This window comes from Streptomyces sp. NBC_00442, assembly GCF_036014195.1.
GTDB lineage: Bacteria > Actinomycetota > Actinomycetes > Streptomycetales > Streptomycetaceae > Streptomyces.
In genome coordinates this window covers 1595222-1611824 of sequence record NZ_CP107918.1, presented here as the reverse complement: position 1 = coordinate 1611824, position 16603 = coordinate 1595222, and the positions used below count along the sequence as shown (strand labels likewise).

The 16603-nt window shown below is 72.0% G+C and carries 16 protein-coding genes; 12 read left to right on the top strand and 4 right to left on the bottom strand.

Features of this window, described 5'->3' with window-relative positions; genetic code table 11:
- Positions 1–93: 93 nt before the first annotated feature.
- The 7 genes from OG432_RS07110 (at position 94) to OG432_RS07080 (ending at position 5264) form a co-directional block, all read left to right on the top strand.
- Entirely contained in the window at positions 94–948 is an 855-nt protein-coding gene (locus tag OG432_RS07110) for a helix-turn-helix domain-containing protein (RefSeq protein WP_328308847.1), read from the top strand.
- A 60-nt stretch (positions 949–1008) separates the two neighbouring features.
- Positions 1009–2478, top strand: coding sequence for a 30S ribosomal protein S12 methylthiotransferase RimO (gene rimO / locus OG432_RS07105; protein ID WP_328308845.1), 1470 nt, complete (start codon positions 1009–1011; stop codon positions 2476–2478).
- Positions 2475–3143: a CDP-diacylglycerol--glycerol-3-phosphate 3-phosphatidyltransferase gene (gene pgsA / locus OG432_RS07100; protein WP_328308843.1), complete on the top strand. Its 669-nt coding sequence runs from the start codon at positions 2475–2477 to the stop codon at positions 3141–3143. Before rimO ends, pgsA begins: the two co-directional genes overlap by 4 nt.
- Positions 3140–3649 (top strand): CinA family protein, encoded by a 510-nt coding sequence (locus OG432_RS07095; protein ID WP_328308841.1) that lies wholly within the window; start codon positions 3140–3142, stop codon positions 3647–3649. The genes pgsA and OG432_RS07095 overlap by 4 nt, the downstream gene beginning before the upstream one ends.
- A 109-nt stretch (positions 3650–3758) precedes the next feature.
- Complete coding sequence (locus OG432_RS07090) at positions 3759–4148, top strand: helix-turn-helix domain-containing protein (protein WP_328308839.1); 390 nt, start codon at positions 3759–3761, stop codon at positions 4146–4148.
- A gap of 246 nt (positions 4149–4394) precedes the next feature.
- Entirely contained in the window at positions 4395–4865 is a 471-nt protein-coding gene (locus OG432_RS07085) for a Dps family protein (protein WP_328308837.1), read from the top strand.
- Positions 4866–5033: 168 nt separating this feature from the next.
- Positions 5034–5264 (top strand): hypothetical protein, encoded by a 231-nt coding sequence (locus OG432_RS07080; protein WP_328315034.1) that lies wholly within the window; start codon positions 5034–5036, stop codon positions 5262–5264.
- On the opposite strand, the gene OG432_RS07075 is transcribed toward OG432_RS07080, so the two are convergent.
- The 3 genes from OG432_RS07075 to OG432_RS07065 all read right to left on the bottom strand — a co-directional run bounded on the left by OG432_RS07075 (position 5212) and on the right by OG432_RS07065 (position 11632).
- Positions 5212–5976, bottom strand: a complete 765-nt coding sequence (locus OG432_RS07075; protein WP_328308835.1) for an SDR family NAD(P)-dependent oxidoreductase — start codon at positions 5974–5976, stop codon at positions 5212–5214. The two genes, OG432_RS07080 and OG432_RS07075, sit on opposite strands and share 53 nt — an antisense overlap.
- Before the next feature lie 122 nt (positions 5977–6098).
- Entirely contained in the window at positions 6099–6866 is a 768-nt protein-coding gene (locus OG432_RS07070; RefSeq protein WP_328308833.1) for an Fpg/Nei family DNA glycosylase, read from the bottom strand.
- Positions 6867–7006: 140 nt separating this feature from the next.
- Complete coding sequence (locus OG432_RS07065) at positions 7007–11632, bottom strand: ATP-dependent helicase (protein ID WP_328308831.1); 4626 nt, start codon at positions 11630–11632, stop codon at positions 7007–7009.
- A 56-nt stretch (positions 11633–11688) separates the two neighbouring features.
- Here OG432_RS07065 and OG432_RS07060 point away from each other — a divergent pair, with 56 nt between their 5' ends.
- From OG432_RS07060 to OG432_RS07050, 3 genes are all read left to right on the top strand, one after another.
- Positions 11689–12552, top strand: a complete 864-nt coding sequence (locus tag OG432_RS07060) for an AraC family transcriptional regulator (RefSeq protein ID WP_328308829.1) — start codon at positions 11689–11691, stop codon at positions 12550–12552.
- Positions 12553–12625: 73 nt separating this feature from the next.
- Positions 12626–13444 carry an AzlC family ABC transporter permease gene (locus OG432_RS07055; protein WP_328315033.1) on the top strand — a complete coding sequence of 273 codons (819 nt, stop codon included), beginning with the start codon at positions 12626–12628 and terminating at the stop codon, positions 13442–13444.
- Positions 13441–13749 carry an AzlD domain-containing protein gene (locus OG432_RS07050; RefSeq protein WP_328308827.1) on the top strand — a complete coding sequence of 103 codons (309 nt, stop codon included), beginning with the start codon at positions 13441–13443 and terminating at the stop codon, positions 13747–13749. Before OG432_RS07055 ends, OG432_RS07050 begins: the two co-directional genes overlap by 4 nt.
- 27 nt (positions 13750–13776) lie before the next feature.
- On the opposite strand, the gene OG432_RS07045 is transcribed toward OG432_RS07050, so the two are convergent.
- Complete coding sequence (locus OG432_RS07045; protein WP_328308824.1) at positions 13777–14709, bottom strand: hypothetical protein; 933 nt, start codon at positions 14707–14709, stop codon at positions 13777–13779.
- An 80-nt stretch (positions 14710–14789) separates the two neighbouring features.
- Between OG432_RS07045 and OG432_RS07040 the strand changes: the two genes are divergently transcribed.
- A complete protein-coding gene (locus tag OG432_RS07040) occupies positions 14790–14984 on the top strand; it encodes a DUF3046 domain-containing protein (protein WP_328308823.1) in 195 nt (64 codons plus the stop codon).
- A gap of 343 nt (positions 14985–15327) precedes the next feature.
- On the top strand, positions 15328–16437 hold the full coding sequence (locus tag OG432_RS07035; protein ID WP_328315032.1) for an AI-2E family transporter: 1110 nt from the start codon (positions 15328–15330) through the stop codon (positions 16435–16437).
- Positions 16438–16603 lie beyond the last annotated feature (166 nt).

Below are 16603 nucleotides of genomic sequence, written 5' to 3'. Positions count from 1 at the left end.
GCGTACAAAGTCCGCGCTCCCGGTTGCCCCACTCTTTCGTACCCCCCCTAGACTGAACACCCAGCAGGTGGCTCACGCTCGAAAGGCGCCCCCGTGTCCATCGGCAACTCTCCCGAAGACGACCGGCCTCCGATCGAAGACGACGGGCCGGCGATCGCCAACGACGGGCCCTCGATCGGTCGTGTACTCCAGCAGGCCCGCATCGCCGCGGGACTGACGGTCGACGAGGTCAGCTCCTCCACCCGGGTGCGCATCCCCATCGTGCACGGGATCGAACAGGACGATTTCTCGCGGTGCGGCGGTGATGTGTACGCGCGCGGCCACATCCGCACGTTCGCCCAGGCCGTCGGCCTCGACCCCGCCCCCCTCGTCGCCCAGTACGACGACGAACACGGCGGCCGGCCCGAGCCCACCCCCGCCGCGCCCCTGTTCGAGGCGGAGCGGATCCGCCCCGAGGCCCGGCGGCCCAACTGGACCGCCGCCATGGTCGCCGCGATCGTCGTGGTCGTCGGCTTCGTCGGCTTCACCATGTTCAGCGGCAACGACCACGGCAAGGGCCACCCCTCGGTCGCCGAAGGCCCCGCCCAGCAAAAGCCCAGCAAATCGGCGGCCGCCACCCCCTCCAAGCCCGCCGTCCCCCCGCCCTCCCCGACCCCCTCCGACAGCGCGATCGCAGCCGTCCCCGCCGACAAGGTCACCGTCAAGGTCACCGCGGTCAACGACAAGAGCTGGATCTCCGCCAAGGACCACACCGGCAAGATGCTCTTCGACGGCCTGCTCCAGAAGGGCGAGGCCCAGACGTTCCAGGACGCCGACAAGGTCGACCTGATCCTCGGCAACGCCGGAGCGATCGAGCTCTACGTCAACGGCAAGAAGATCGACAGCAAGTTCGACGACGGCCAGGTCGAGCGCCTCAGCTACACCAAGGGCGACCCCCAGGCCGGCTGATCCACGGGCCCACGACCCTCGCGGCGGGGGCGTGGGCCAGGACAAAGTAGTCTTGAGTCCATGCCCGAACGCCGCACCGTCGCCCTTGTCACTCTTGGCTGCGCCCGTAACGAGGTGGACTCGGAGGAGCTCGCAGGCCGCTTGGCAGCGGACGGCTGGGAGCTCGTCGAGGACGCATCGGACGCGGACGTCGCCGTCGTCAACACCTGTGGATTCGTCGAAGCCGCCAAGAAGGACTCCGTCGACGCCCTCCTCGAAGCCAACGATCTGAAGGATCACGGCAAGACCCAGGCCGTCGTCGCCGTCGGCTGCATGGCCGAGCGCTACGGCAAGGACCTCGCCGAGGCGCTCCCCGAGGCCGACGCCATCCTCGGCTTCGACGACTACGCCGACATCTCCGACCGCCTCCAGACCATCCTCAACGGCGGCATCCACGCCTCGCACACCCCGCGCGACCGGCGCAAACTGCTCCCCATCAGCCCCGCCGACCGCCAGAGCGCCCCCGACGTGGCGCTGCCCGGACACGCGCAGGACACCCCGCCCGAGGACCTCCCCGAAGGCCTCGCACCCGCCTCCGGGCCGCGCGCCCCGCTGCGCCGCAGGCTCGACACCAGCCCCGTCGCCTCCGTGAAGCTCGCCTCCGGCTGCGACCGCCGCTGCTCGTTCTGCGCGATCCCCTCCTTCCGCGGCTCGTTCATTTCGCGCCGCCCCAGCGACGTGCTCGGCGAGACCCGCTGGCTGGCCGAGCAGGGCGTCAAGGAGGTCATGCTGGTCTCCGAGAACAACACCTCCTACGGCAAGGACCTCGGCGACATCCGGCTCCTGGAGACCCTGCTGCCCGAGCTCGCCGCCGTCGACGGCATCGAGCGTGTACGGGTCAGCTACCTCCAGCCCGCCGAAATGCGGCCCGGCCTCATCGACGTGCTGACCTCCACCGACAAGGTCGTGCCCTACTTCGACCTCTCCTTCCAGCACTCGGCGCCCGCCGTGCTGCGCGCGATGCGCCGCTTCGGCGACACCGAGCGGTTCCTCGAACTGCTCGACACGATCCGCGCCAAGGCCCCCACCGCCGGCGTGCGCTCCAACTTCATCGTCGGCTTCCCCGGAGAGACCGAGGAGGACTTCAAGGAGCTGGAACGCTTCCTCACCTCGGCCCGCCTCGACGCGATCGGCGTCTTCGGCTATTCCGACGAAGAGGGCACCGAAGCGCTCGGTTACGACGACAAGCTCGACGAGGACACCATCGCCGAGCGACTCGCCCACCTGTCGCGCCTGGCCGAGGAGCTCACCGCGCAGCGCGCCGAGGAACGCATCGGCGACACCGTGCGCGTCCTGGTCGAAAGCATCGACGACGAGGACGGTGCGGTCGGCCGCGCCGAGCACCAGGCACCCGAGACCGACGGCCAAGTGATCTTCACCGGGAGCGCGGGACTTGCACCCGGCCGTATCGTCGAGGCCAAGGTGGTCGCTACCGAAGGTGTCGACCTCGTGGTCGAGTTGCTTGACGGGGCTGAGGAGGCGGGCAGATGACCGGAGTCCCGGCGTCGACGGCGGGCGGTACCGGCCGTGCGCCGGCGCCCGGCGGCAAGCTGGGTGCTGCGGCCGTCAACCAGGCCAGCCTCTGGAACATCGCCAACATCCTCACCATGATCCGGCTCGTCCTGGTGCCCGGCTTCGTGATGCTGCTCCTCGCGGACGGCGGATACGACCCGGGGATGCGGGCCTGGGCCTGGGCGGCCTTCGCCGTCGCCATGATCACGGACATCTTCGACGGACACCTGGCGCGCACGTACAACCTGGTCACCGACTTCGGGAAGATCGCCGACCCGATCGCCGACAAGGCGATCATGGGCGCCGCGTTGATCTGCCTCTCCCTCCTCGGCGACCTGCCCTGGTGGGTCACCGGCATCATCCTCTTCCGGGAACTGGGCATCACGCTCATGCGTTTCTGGGTCATTCGGCACGGTGTGATTCCGGCCAGCCGCGGCGGCAAGCTCAAGACCCTGGCCCAGGGCACCGCGACCGGCATGTACGTCCTCGCCCTGACCGGCCCCCTGGCCACCCTCCGGTTCTGGGTGATGGCCCTCGCCGTGGTCCTCACGGTCGTCACGGGGCTCGACTACGTGCGCCAGGCGATCGTCCTGAGGCGCCAGGGGCTCGCCGCGCAGCGCGCCGACGGAGGACCGGCGTCGTGAGCGAAGCGCCCCGGATCCTGCGACTGCTCACGGAGCGTGACCAGACGCTGGCGGTCGCGGAGTCCCTCACGGGCGGCCTCGTGGCGGCCGAGCTCACCTCGGTGCCCGGCGCCTCGCGCGCCTTCCGCGGGTCCGTGACGGCGTACGCCACCGAGCTCAAGGCGAACGTCCTGGGCGTGCACGCGGCCCTGCTCGACGAGCGCGGGGCGGTCGATCCCGACGTTGCGCTGCAGATGGCGGCGGGGGTGCGCGAGGCGCTCGGCGCGGACTGGGGCATCGCGACCACGGGCGTCGCCGGGCCCGAACCGCAGGACGGCAAGCCGGTCGGGACGGTATACGTTTCGGCCGTTGGCCCGGCGGGGGCCAAGAAAACCGTCCCATTGAGGTTGAACGGCGACCGGGCGGAAATTCGTAGAGAGAGTGTACGCAGCGTGCTCGAACTGCTCTCCAGTGAACTCCGCAAGGCTGGGCGGGCACAGGATACGGAACAGAACGGGGGGATTTGATGTTTGCAGCCCTGAGTGAACACGACATCGCTCCCCGCACGGCCGCGGCGCGAGGCGGTACGGTGGGGCGTGAAGGATGCGGCTACGCGGTCCGAGGAGGGAGCCACCGATGATTCTGCTCCGTCGCCTGCTGGGTGACGTGCTGCGTCGGCAGCGCCAGCGCCAGGGCCGTACTCTGCGCGAAGTCTCCTCGTCCGCCCGAGTCTCACTCGGCTATCTCTCCGAGGTGGAGCGGGGGCAGAAGGAGGCATCCTCCGAGCTGCTCTCCGCGATCTGCGACGCGCTTGACGTACGGATGTCCGAGCTCATGCGGGAAGTGAGCGACGAGCTGGCACTCGCCGAGCTCGCTGCCTCTGCGGCAGCGAGTGATCCGATGCCGGTGCGTGCGCCGGTACGTCCGATGCTCAATTCGATTTCCGTGACGTCGGTGACCGGTGTGCCGACCGAGCGGGTGACGATCAAGGCGCCCGCGGAAGCGGTGGACGTCGTCGCGGCCTGACCTTCGGGTTCGCGCACAGGCTTGCACTGAGCCCCGGCCGGTCCATGTGACCGGCCGGGGCTCAGCCCTTTCCCGCCCCTTCCCCGCCCCTGTCCCGTCGTCTTCCCGCCGCGCCCGATTCGGGGCTTCTGTGGCAGGGTGGTAGGAGATCGCGCATACGTCCGGATGTCCCGTACGGGTGTTTCCCCTCGTGCGGGGGTCGCGGGCGTTCCGTCCGAGTGCGTCCCGTCCACGTGGAGGAAAAGCATGTCCTACATCAAGAGCCCGCTGTCCGACGCCGACCTCAAGGTGGTCGGCGACGCTCTGCAGGGTGCGCTGGTGGATCTCGTCGACCTCTCGCTGGTGGCCAAGCAAGTGCACTGGAACGTGGTCGGTCCGCGTTTCCGCTCCGTCCACCTCCAGCTCGACGAGGTCGTCACCACCGCGCGGCTCCACTCGGACACCGTGGCCGAGCGCGCCTCCGCGATCGGCGTCAGCCCCGACGGACGGTCGGGGACGGTCGCCAAGTCGACCGCGATCACCACCGTGCCGGAAGGCTGGACCAAGGACACCCAGGCCGTGAAGGTCCTCGTGGACGCCCTCGGCGTGGTGATCGGCCGGATGCGCGAACGCATCGCGGCGACCGACGAGCCCGACCCGATCACCCAGGACATCCTCATCGGCCTCACCGCCGACCTGGAGAAGCACGCCTGGATGTTCCAGGCCGAGACCGTCTGAGCCGCGGGACGCGGCCGTGCGGTGCCGCAGGCGGCCGCACCGCACAAGGGCGGGGACGTCCGCAGTGAAGCGTGAGGGGACATGGAGCGCGCCGGGCCTGCACCCGGTGCGCCCTCCCGGCGCGTTGCCCGGCGGTCTAGCGTCGGCCCGAGGAGGCGGCCCATGACGGTGGTGGTGCGTTGGGTGCCCGCGCTGGTGGTCGCGGCGCTGTGGTGGTGGGCCGCGCTGCGGCTCGTCCTCGTGCCCGGCCAGACCGGATTCGCCGAAGGGGCGATGGTCGCCGGCGGATGGGGGCTGAGCCTGCTGCCGGTGCATGTGGCGGCCCTGCCGGCCACGCGGCCGCGCCCTACCAGGGCATCGCGACGCCGCCGTTCGGACGCAGAATCTGCCCCGTCGTGAACGCCGACGCGTCCGCCGCGAGGTGCAGCACGGCGTGGGCGACGTCCTCGGGACGGCCGAGCGTGCCGAGCGGGGAGAGGCGCACCATCATCGACTCGACCCGCTCCTGCTGCGCGGCCGCGTGCTGGTCGGTCATCGGGGTGCGGACCCAGCCGGGGGCCACGGCATTGACGCGGATCCCGTGCGGGCCGAGCTCCGAGGCGAGGGTCTTGGTCAGCTGCACCACCGCTGCCTTGGAGACGCTGTAGCAGAACAGGCCGGGCCGCGCGGAGTCCATGGCTCCCGAGGCCATGGTGACGATGGAGCCCCGGACACCGTGGGCGATCATCGTGCGGGCCGCCTCCTGGCAGGCGTGGAGCACCCCGCGGAAGTTGACGGCGAGCACCCGGTCCAGGTCGTCGTCCTCGGTGTCGAGGACCGTGCTCGTGTGCATGACGCCCGCGATCGCGGCCAGGACATGGACCGGGCCGGCCGCCTCCACGGCGGCCCTGACCTGGGCGCGGTCGGCGACGTCGAGCGGGTGGACGTAGGCGGTGCCGCCCGCCTTGGCGATCAGGGCGCGGGTCTCGGCCAGGCCCACCTCGTCGCGGTCCGCACAGTGCACCCGGGCGCCGGCCTCCGCCAGGAGCACCGCGCTCGCGCGCCCTATCCCGCTGGCCGCGCCCGTGACGAAGGCCGTGCGGTCGCTGAGGTCGTACGCCGTGAGAGCCATGCCGGGACGGTACGACCGGATCTGACGGGCCGTCAATAAGTGTGCGGGGCTCTCCCCGGGGCCGCCCGGGACGCCGGCGGGGCAGCGGAGGAGCACCGCGGGTCCGCGGCGACGGCGGACCGTCAAAGGGCGGGCGCGGGCTGGCACTTGGGGCACCAGTAGGTGGGGCGTTCGCGGCCGGCCGGGTCGCGCTGCGCGGCGGTACGGATCGGGGTGCGGCAGCGCGGACACGACCGGCCGGCCCGGCCGTAGATGTACGTCTGACGCACCGGCCGGTCCTTGTTGGCCTCCAGGAGCTGTTTCGCGGTCGCCACCAGGCGCTCGGGGCAGGGGACCGCGCCGACCGCCAGCCACGGCACCACCCGCAGCGCGAAACAGATCTCCGACTTGAACACATTGCCGACGCCGGCCAGATTGCGCTGGTCGAGCAGGGCCTCACCCACGGGGCGGGCGGGGTCCTGGAGGAGGTTGCGCAGGGCGACGTCCGCGTCCCAGTCGGGGCCGAGCAGATCGGGACCCAGGTGGCCGACCGCCCTGGCCTCGTCCCTGGTGCGGAGCAGTTCGAGCACGGGCAGCCGGTAGCCGACCGCGGTGTGCCCGGTGTTCCCCAGGATCGCCCGGATCTGGTGCGCGGGCCCCCCGTTCCACCGCTCGCCGGGCGTGAAGATCCGCCAGGACCCGTCCATCCGGAGGTGGGAGTGCAGGGTGAGACCGCCCTCGATCCGCGCCAGGAGATGCTTTCCTCGCGGCGTCACGTCCAGCACGCCGCGCCCGGTCAGATCCGCCGTGGCGAATCGCGGCACCCGCAGGTCGGAGCGGGTGAGGACCTGGCCGGCCAACGCGGCGTGCAGTCGCCCCGCGGCCTGATGAACGGTGTCGCCTTCGGGCATGGGTCAATTGTGCCGGGAATGACGGCGGGGGGCTCGCCTGTGCCGGGGATGTCGGGTGCGGGTGCGGGTGCGGGTGCGGGTGCCGGTGGCCGGTGGCCGGTGGCCGGTGCCTGCGCCGGGCGGGCCGGTGCCCGGTGGGCTCAAGGGCGCAGGCGCAGCCCCTTCGGGGTCGCGACGAAGCCGGCCGCCTCCAGGGTGCGGGCGATCGGCGACGTCAGCGCGGGATCCCCATTGGCCCGCTCCACGGTGACGGTGCCCAGCCGCCCCGCCCGCGCCGACCCCGCGAGGGACTGCGCCGCGGCGGTCAGCGCCGGATCGTCCGGCTCGCTCGCCCAGGCGAGCAGCGACTTGCCGCCCCGCTCCAGATACAGCACGAGCTCGCCGTCGACGAGAACGACCATGGAACCCGCCTTGCGGCCCGGCTTGTGCCCGGCGCCCCCCGGCGGCTCGGGCCAGGGCAGCGCCGCACCGTACGCATTGGCCGGGTCGGCGGCCGCCAGGACGATCGCCTGCGGAGCGGTCTGCGCGTCGCTGCCGCGGTCCCGCGCGGCGGCGGCCGCCCTCAGCCGGTCGACCGCACCGTCCATCGCGAACTGGGCGGCGCCGAGCCCCTCGACCACATAGCCCCGCCGAGCCTGACCGCTGTCCTCGAACGCGGCGAGGATCCGGTACGTCGCCGAGAAACCGCCCTCCACCCCCTCGGCCTGCACGGCGCCCCGGGTGACCACACCGTGCCGGTCCAGAAGGGCTCGGGCCAGGGCATGGGCGCGGTGCGTCGGATCGGGTTCGCGGGACGGGAGCAGCGACCAGCGGCCCGACACGGTCGGCGGCCCGCTACGCGAAGCCGTGCGGGCCGCGGACGCCAGAGTGCCGTAACGGCCGCGCGGCACGGGCCGCCTGGCGCGGTGCGCGGTGGACCCCGCGGTGCGTCCGGACCCCAGCACCGAGCGCAGCGGCGCCAACGTGTCGTTGGTGAGCCGGCCCGACCACGTCAAGTCCCAGATCGCGTCGGCGAGTTGAGGATCACTCGCCTCCGGGTGGGTGGTGGCGCGGACCTGGTCGGCGAGCTGACGGAAGAACAGGCCGTAACCGGGCGCCAGCGCGGCCAGCACCGACTCGTGGAGCGCGGTCAGTTCCAGCGGATGAGCGGGCGGCAGCAGAAGCGGGGCCGTGTCGGCGAGGTAGAGGGAGATCCAGCCGTCCTTGCCGGGCAGCGCGCCCGCCCCCGCCCACACGACCTCGCCCGTCGTGGTGAGCTCGTCCAAGAGCGCCGCACCGTAGTTGGACACCCGCGACGGCAGGATCAGCTTCTCCAGCGCCGACGCCGGCACGGCGGCACCCTGCAACTGCTCCACGGCGCGCGCCAACCCGTCGATGCCACGCAGCGCACTGCCGCCCACGTGCTGCCAGGAAGGCAGGAAACTGGCGAGCGCCGCGGGCGGCACCGGTTCCAGCTCCTGACGAAGCGCCGCCAGAGAACGCCGGCGCAGCCTGCGCAGGATCGTCGCGTCGCACCACTCCTGCCCGATGCCCGCCGGATGGAACTCGCCCTGCACGACCCGCCCCGACGCCGCGAGACGCTGCAGAGCGCCGTCCGTGACCGCCGCGCCGAGGCCGAACCGGGCCGCGGCGTCCGCCGACGTGAACGGGCCGTGCGTGCGCGCATGGCGCGACAGCAGATCGCCCAGCGGATCCTTCACCGGCTCGGTGAACGCCTCCGGGACACCGACCGGCAGAGCCGTGCCGAGCGCGTCCCTCAGCCGGCCCGCGTCCTCGATCGCCGCCCAGTGGTCGGAGCCGGCGATCCGCACCCGCAACGCGCGGCGCGCGGCCTCCAGCTCGGGCGCCCAGCCCGGCTCGGCGCCACGGGCCGCCAACTCGGCGTCCGTGAGCGGCCCCAGCACCCGCAGCAGATCGGCGACACCCTCACCGTCCTTGATGCGACGATCCTCGGTGAGCCACTGAAGCTCCCGCTCCAGCTCGGACAGGACATCGGCGTCCAGCAGCTCACGCAGCTCCGCCCGGCCGAGCAGCTCGGCCAGCAGACGCGAGTCCAGGGACAGCGCGGCGGCCCGCCGCTCGGCCAGCGGCGAATCACCCTCGTACAGGAACTGCGCGACATAACCGAACAGCAGAGAACGCGCGAACGGCGACGGCTCCGGCGTGGTGACCTCCACCAGGCGCACCCTGCGCGCCTCCAGATCACCCATCAGCTCGGTCAGACCAGGCACGTCGAAGACGTCCTGAAGGCACTCGCGCACCGCCTCCAGAACAATCGGGAACGACCCGAACTCGCTCGCCACCTGCAGCAGTTGAGCCGCCCGCTGCCGCTGCTGCCACAACGGGGTCCGCTTGCCCGGACTGCGCCGCGGCAACAGCAGCGCCCGAGCGGCACACTCACGGAACCGGGAGGCGAACAACGCGGAACTGCCCACCTGATCGGTGACGATCTGCTCGATCTCCCCCTTGTCGAAGACCGTGTCCGCGGCCCCCACCGGGGCCTGCTCGCCGTCATACGTGGAATCGAGGTGCGCCGGATCGCGATCGAGGAGGTCGAGGCCCATCATGTCGGCGTCCGGCAACCGCAGCACGATGCCGTCGTCCGCGTGCATCACCTGCGCGTCCATGCCGTACCGCTCCGCCAGCCGGGCGCCCAGAGCCAGCGCCCAAGGGGCGTGCACCTGCGCCCCGAAAGGGGAGTGGATGACGACGCGCCAGTCACCGAGCTCGTCACGGAACCGCTCGACCAGGATCGTCCGGTCGTCGGGAATGTGACCGCAGGCACGGCGCTGCTCGTCGAGATAGCCGATCACATTGTCCGCCGCCCACGCGTCGAGGCCCGCGCTCGACAGACGCAGCCTCGCATCGTCGGGAGCCATCGAACCGACCTCCCGCAAGAACGCACCCAGCGCCCGGCCCAGCTCCAAAGGCCGCCCCAGCTGGTCGCCCTTCCAGAACGGCAGCCGGCCCGGCACCCCGGGCGCCGGCGACACCAGGACCCGGTCACGGGTGATGTCCTCGATCCGCCACGACGTGGTGCCCAGCGTGAAGACGTCGCCCACCCGCGACTCGTACACCATCTCCTCATCGAGCTCCCCGACCCGGCCGCCGCCCTTCTTCGGGTCCGCCCCCGCCAGGAACACGCCGAACAGGCCACGGTCGGGAATGGTGCCGCCCGACGTGACGGCGAGCCGCTGGGCCCCGGGACGGCCGGTCACCGTGCCCCCCACCCGGTCCCACACCACCCGCGGACGCAGCTCCGCGAACGCGTCGGAGGGATAGCGGCCCGCCAGCATGTCCAGAACCGCCGTGAACGCCGACTCGGGAAGCGAGGCGAACGGCGCGGCCCGCCGCACCAGCGCCAGCAGATCGTCCACCTGCCACGTGTCGAGCGCGGTCATCGCGACCAGCTGCTGAGCCAGCACATCCAGCGGATTGGACGGAACGCGCAACGACTCGATCGCCCCCGACCGCATCCGCTCCGTCACCACCGCCGACTGGACCAGATCCCCCCGGTACTTGGGAAACACCACACCGGTGGACACCGCACCCACCTGATGGCCCGCCCGCCCCACCCGCTGCAGCCCGGAGGCCACCGACGGCGGCGACTCGACCTGCACCACCAGATCGACCGCACCCATGTCGATACCCAGCTCAAGACTGGACGTGGCCACCACCGCCGGAATGCGGCCCGCCTTCAAATCCTCCTCGACGACGGCCCGCTGCTCCTTGGACACCGAACCGTGGTGCGCCTTGGCGAGCAGCGCGGGCGCCCCGGCCGCCGCACCCGAACCACCCATCAGATCCGCCGGCGAATGCTCCTGGGGCAGCGGCACGCCCATCGCACGTTCATAGGCGATCTCATTGAGCCGGTTGCACAGACGCTCCGCGAGACGACGCGAGTTGGCGAACACGATCGTGGAGCGGTGCGCCTGCACCAAGTCGACGATGCGCTCCTCGACATGGGGCCAGATCGACGGCTTCTCCGCCCCCTCACCGGCGTCGGCCGCCGGAGAACCGGCCAGCTCACCCAAGTCCTCCACCGGCACCACCACCGACAGGTCGAACTCCTTCGCCGACGGCGGCTGCACGATCTCGACCTTGCGCTGCGGAGAGAGATACCGCGCCACCTCGTCCACCGGACGCACCGTCGCCGACAGCCCGATCCGGCGCGCCGGCCGGGCAAGCAACTCGTCCAACCGCTCCAAGGACAGCGCCAGATGAGCGCCCCGCTTGGTGCCGGCCACCGCGTGCACCTCGTCCAGGATCACCGTCTCGACACCCGCCAGCGCCTCACGCGCGGCCGACGTCAGCATCAAGAACAGCGACTCGGGCGTGGTGATCAAAATGTCCGGCGGCCGCGTGGACAGCGCACGCCGCTCCGCGGGCGGCGTGTCACCCGAGCGGATACCGACCCGGACCTCCGGCTCAGGCAGCCCCAGACGCACCGACTCCTGACGGATCCCCGTCAGTGGCGACCGCAGATTGCGCTCCACATCGACCGCGAGAGCCTTCAGCGGAGACACATACAGCACCCGGCACCGCTTCTTCGCCTCCGCGGGCGCGGGAACCGCGGCCAGCCGGTCGAGCGCGGCGAGAAAAGCAGCGAGCGTCTTGCCGGAGCCCGTCGGAGCGACCACCAGGACGTCGGAACCCTCCGCGATCGCCCTCCAGGCCCCCTCCTGAGCCGCGGTGGGCGCGGTGAAAGCCCCCGTGAACCAGCCGCGCGTCGCGGGCGAGAAGGAGTCCAGCGCTGTCCGTGCCATGGTCCCCATCGTGCACCCACCCACTGACAATGGCCCGGAGCTGCGAAAATGAACGTGTGGACGGTGTGGACGCAATCGAGGAGTGGGCACGGCACTGGCAGCACGCCGAGCTGCCCGGCCTCGACCTGCTCCGCGCCAGATACGTGCGCCACGCCTTCCCCCGCCACTCCCACGAAGGATTCGTCTTCGGCGCCGTACGCACCGGCATCGAGGACGTGGTCCTGCCCGGCGAAACGATCAGGGCACAACCCGGCACCGTCGTCATGATCAACCCCGAGGTCCCGCACGCCGCCCACGCCGGAACCCCCGAAGGCTGGACGTACGCCACGCTCTACCCCTCGGCCCAGCTGATCACCGACATCGCCGCCGAGACCACCACCCTGCGCGGCACCCCGGGATTCGCCGAGACCATCGTCGAGGACCCCGACACCGCCCTGCTCATCCAGGAAGTGCACCGCGCCGCCGAACACGGCAACGCCCTGGCCGCCGACAGCGTGTTCCGCATCGCCGTCGCCCGGCTGCTGCGCCGCCACGGCCGCGCCCTGCCCGAACGGACCGCCCGGTCGGCGGGCGCCGCCGCGGCCGCCACGGCCAGACTCCTCCTGGAGCAGCGCCTCGCCGCCCCGCCCTCCCTCGAACAACTCGCCAACGAACTCGGCACGAGCCCCTTCGCGCTGCTGCGCGCCTTCAAAGCGGAGTATGGACTCCCGCCGCACGCCTGGCTCACCGGCGAACGCGTACGCCGCGCCCGGCTCCTCCTGGACGCCGGGACCGCGCCCGCCGAGACCGCCGTCGCCGTGGGCTTCAGCGACCAGCCCCACCTCAACCGCCACTTCACCCGCATCGTCGGCGTCACACCCGGCGCCTACCGCCGCGAGCGCGCAAGAACGTACAAGAACGACGACACCGCCTTCTTCTAACGTCCACGTCGTGGCAGCAGAACAGACAGCACCCCCGGACATATCCGCAGAGACCGCAGAGGCCGCAGAGCCTCTGGAGGCGGGCGGGACCGCCGAGAGCGGCGGGACCGCAGCGGCCGGCGAGAGCGCCGGCCGGCCCGACGCGGCCGTCGTCCGCGACGCCCTCGGCGTCGGCGTGGCCGTCGGCCTCTCCGGCTTCGCCTTCGGCGTGACCTCCGCCGGATCGGGCATCAGCCTCCTCCAGACGTGCGCGCTCAGCCTGCTCGTCTTCACCGGCGCATCCCAGTTCGCGCTCGTCGGCGCCCTCGCCGCCGGCGGAAACCCCTACACCGCGGCAGCCGGCGCCTTCTTCCTCGGCGTACGCAACGCCTTCTACGGACTGCGCCTGTCGCAACTGCTCAACCTGCCCCCCATGGTGCGCCCCCTCGCCGCCCAATGGGTGATCGACGAAACCACCGCGGTCACCCTCGCCCAGCCGACCCGCAGAGCCGCACGGATCGGCTTCACCGTCACCGGCCTCAGCCTCTACGCGCTGTGGAACCTCACCACGTTCGCCGGCGCCCTCGGCACCCGGGCCCTCGGCGACACCGGCGCCTGGGGACTCGACGCCGCGAGCCCCGCCGTCTTCCTCGCCCTGCTCGCACCCATGCTCAAGACCACCACCGAACGCGTCACGGCCGCCCTCGCCGTCGCCCTCGTCCTGGGCCTCGTGCCGGTGCTGCCCGCCGGAGTGCCCGTCCTGGCCGCCGCGCTCGCCGCACCCGCCGTGCTCTTCCTCAAAGGCCGCGCCGCCCGAGCCGCGACCGGCCCCCGCCCCGCACCCCAGGACACCGCCGACGACCGGCGCCCCCACCCCACGGACGGGAACTCGCCCAAGGGAGACACACGTTGACCATCTGGATCGCCATCACGGCCACCGCCGTCGGCTGCTACCTCGTCAAACTCCTCGGCCTGCTCATCCCCGCGGGCACCCTGGAACGCCCGCTGGTCAAACGACTCGCCGCGCTGCTGCCCGTGGCACTGCTCGCCGCGCTCACCGCCCAGCAGACCTTCAGCACCGGCCACCACGTCCAGCTCGACGCCCGCGCCGCCGGACTCGCGGCGGCCGCCGTCGCCCTCGTGATCCGCGCCCCGTTCCTCGTGATCGTCGGCGCCGCCGTACTCGTCACCGCGGGCGTACGGGCCCTGGGCGGATGACCCCCACCGGCCGCGGCCCGGCCCCGGTCAGCCGACACCGCGGCCGTAGGCGCGCAGCGTACGCAACGCCTCGATCGTCACCATGGGACGGCACTCCAGAGCCGTACCCGGCGCCCACGCCCGCCAACGGATCGGCCAGCCGCCGTCCTCCCGCTGCTCCGCCTCCAGATGATCCAGCGAGCGCCCCATCTCCTCGTCGGTGAACCAGCGCCGGGCCAGCGACCCGGGCACGCGCGCGTAGTCGTGCGGAAAATGGTGCTCGCCCGGGGCGTACCCCGGCGACAGCGGCCACTGGTCGAGCCGCGCCGGATCGAGCACCGCCAGCCCCTGATCCCTGACGAGACGGCCGAGCCGGTCCGCGGCCGCCTCGGCCCGCGCACGGTCGGGCGCGCCGTCCAGGAAGGCGACCGCGGCCTCCACCTCGTACGGATGCGACGTCTCCAGCGCGTCCACGGCGGCCCAGCAGAAGTCGGTCGCCCGGAAGAGCCACGCGTGCCACACCTGGTTGCGGTGGAGCAGCCCCACCACGGGTCCGGTCGCCAGCAGGGCGCTGGGCGGATCGTCGACGACGGGAACGAACGGCGCCGCCGGGTAGCCGCGCTGGGAAGGGTGAAGCGCGGGCAGCGCCCCGTCCCTGGTGGACACGTCCGTCAGATAACGGCACACCCGCTCCACACGCCGCCCGCCGAGCCGGCCCACCGAGTCCAGGACCCGCAGCGCGTGCGCGGTGTGCAGGGGCTGGCTGACGGGGCCGCGCAGATCGGGTTCGAGCGCGTGGCCGTAGCCGCCGTCGGCGCCCTCGTAGGCGGAGAGCGCCGCTTCCACCGCGTCGGCGTTCCCGCCGAGGAAGTGGAAGGCGAACCGGCGCTGCTCGAGCACCCTGGCCGTCAGCCAGATGAAGTGCTCGGCGCGCGCCTGCGGGGAGTCGGGGGAGTGCGGGGATGCTCCGGAACCAGCCATGTTTGAGACGGTAGGGCCCGCAGAGCGACGGACAAGCCCTACGGACCGGGCTGCACTCTCAGGGGCGGGATACTGATGTCATGCGGTTGACGATTTTCTGGGAGCGGATGGCCGACCACTTCGGCGCCGGATACGCGGACTCCTTCGCACGCGACCATGTGATGACCGAGCTGGGCGGACGCACCGTGCACGAGGCGCTCGACGCGGGCTGGGAGGCCAAGGACGTGTGGCGCGCGGTCTGCGCCGCCGTCGACGTCCCCGCGGACAGACGGTGAAGCAGGACGCCTTCGAGTGACGCGCACGGCCCCGGCTGACGAACCGCCCCCGGGCACCGGGCGGCGCCCGACGTGGTGACCCGCTGTCGGATGTATGCGCGAGACTTGCCCCGTGGCACCGACTGACGAGATCAACACCGACGAACGCGAAGCCGACGCAGAAGCCGACCGCGAGGCCGACGCCCACCGCAGGACAGAATCCGACCGCGAGGCCGCACCCGACCGCGAGGTCCACGCCGACACCAGCCGTGGCGCCGGCCGCCCGCCGGGTCCACGCGGCGACGACGCACCCGCCCCCGGCGCACCCCCACGGGGGCTCCTCGGGTCCGGCGGCCCCGCGCGCATGCCCCGCTGGCTGCCGCGCGCCGTGGTCCTCGTGCTCGCCCTCTACGCCTGCTTCCAACTGGGCAGCTGGGCCTTCCACCAGCTCATCGGCCTGTTGATCAACATCCTGATCGCGTTCTTCGTGGCGCTCGCCATGGAGCCCGCCGTCGGCAGAATGGCGGCCCGCGGCATGCGCCGCGGCCTGGCGACCTTCCTGGTCTTCCTCGCCCTCCTGATCGCCACGATCGGCTTCGTCGTACTCCTCGGCTCCATGCTCGCGGGCCAGATCGTCGACATGGTCGAGCAGTTCCCCAAATACCTCGACTCGGTGATCAACTGGGTCAACCACACGTTCCACACGGAGCTCTCGCGCGTCGAGGTGCAGGACAGCCTCCTGCACTCCGACTGGCTGCAGAAATACGTCCAGAACAGCGCGACCGGCGTCCTCGACGTCTCCGCCACCGTCCTCGGCGGCCTGTTCCGGCTGCTGACGATCTTCCTGTTCTCGTTCTACTTCGCCGCCGACGGCCCCCGGCTGCGCCGGACGGTCTGCTCCGTACTGCCCCCGGCCCGCCAGGCCGAGGTGCTGCGCGCCTGGGAAATCGCGGTCGACAAGACCGGCGGCTACCTCTATTCGCGCGGCCTCATGGCGCTCGTCTCCGGCGTCGCGCACTACGTCCTGCTGCAGATCCTGGGCGTCCCCTACGCCCCGGCCCTGGCCGTCTGGGTGGGCCTGGTCTCGCAGTTCATCCCCACCATCGGCACCTACCTGGCCGGGGCCCTGCCGATGCTGCTCGCCTTCACCGTCAACCCCTGGTACGCGGTGTGGGTGCTCGGGTTCGTGGTGATCTACCAGCAATTCGAGAACTACGTGCTGCAGCCCAAGCTCACGGCCAAGACCGTGGACATCCACCCCGCGGTCGCCTTCGGCTCGGTGATCGCGGGCACCGCGCTCATGGGTGCGGTCGGCGCCCTCATCGCGATCCCCGCGGTGGCGACCCTCCAGGCGTTCCTCGGCGCCTATGTGAAGCGTTACGACGTCACGGACGACCCGCGGGTCCACGGCCGGCACCAGACCCGCGGCCAGGGCGCCGCGGTGCCGCCCGGCGCGGACCCCGACCGTTCCTGACCCCCGTTCCCGGACGGGAACGGCTCGGACGGGAACGGCCCGGACGGGAACGGCCCGGACGGGCTCGACCCGGCCCTGTCCCGCTGGGCCCGGCTGGGCGAAAAGCGCTGTTTGTCATGATGGGGGAGTGCGGCGGCGGATGCTGCAGGGCGAGGTGCCCCCTCCC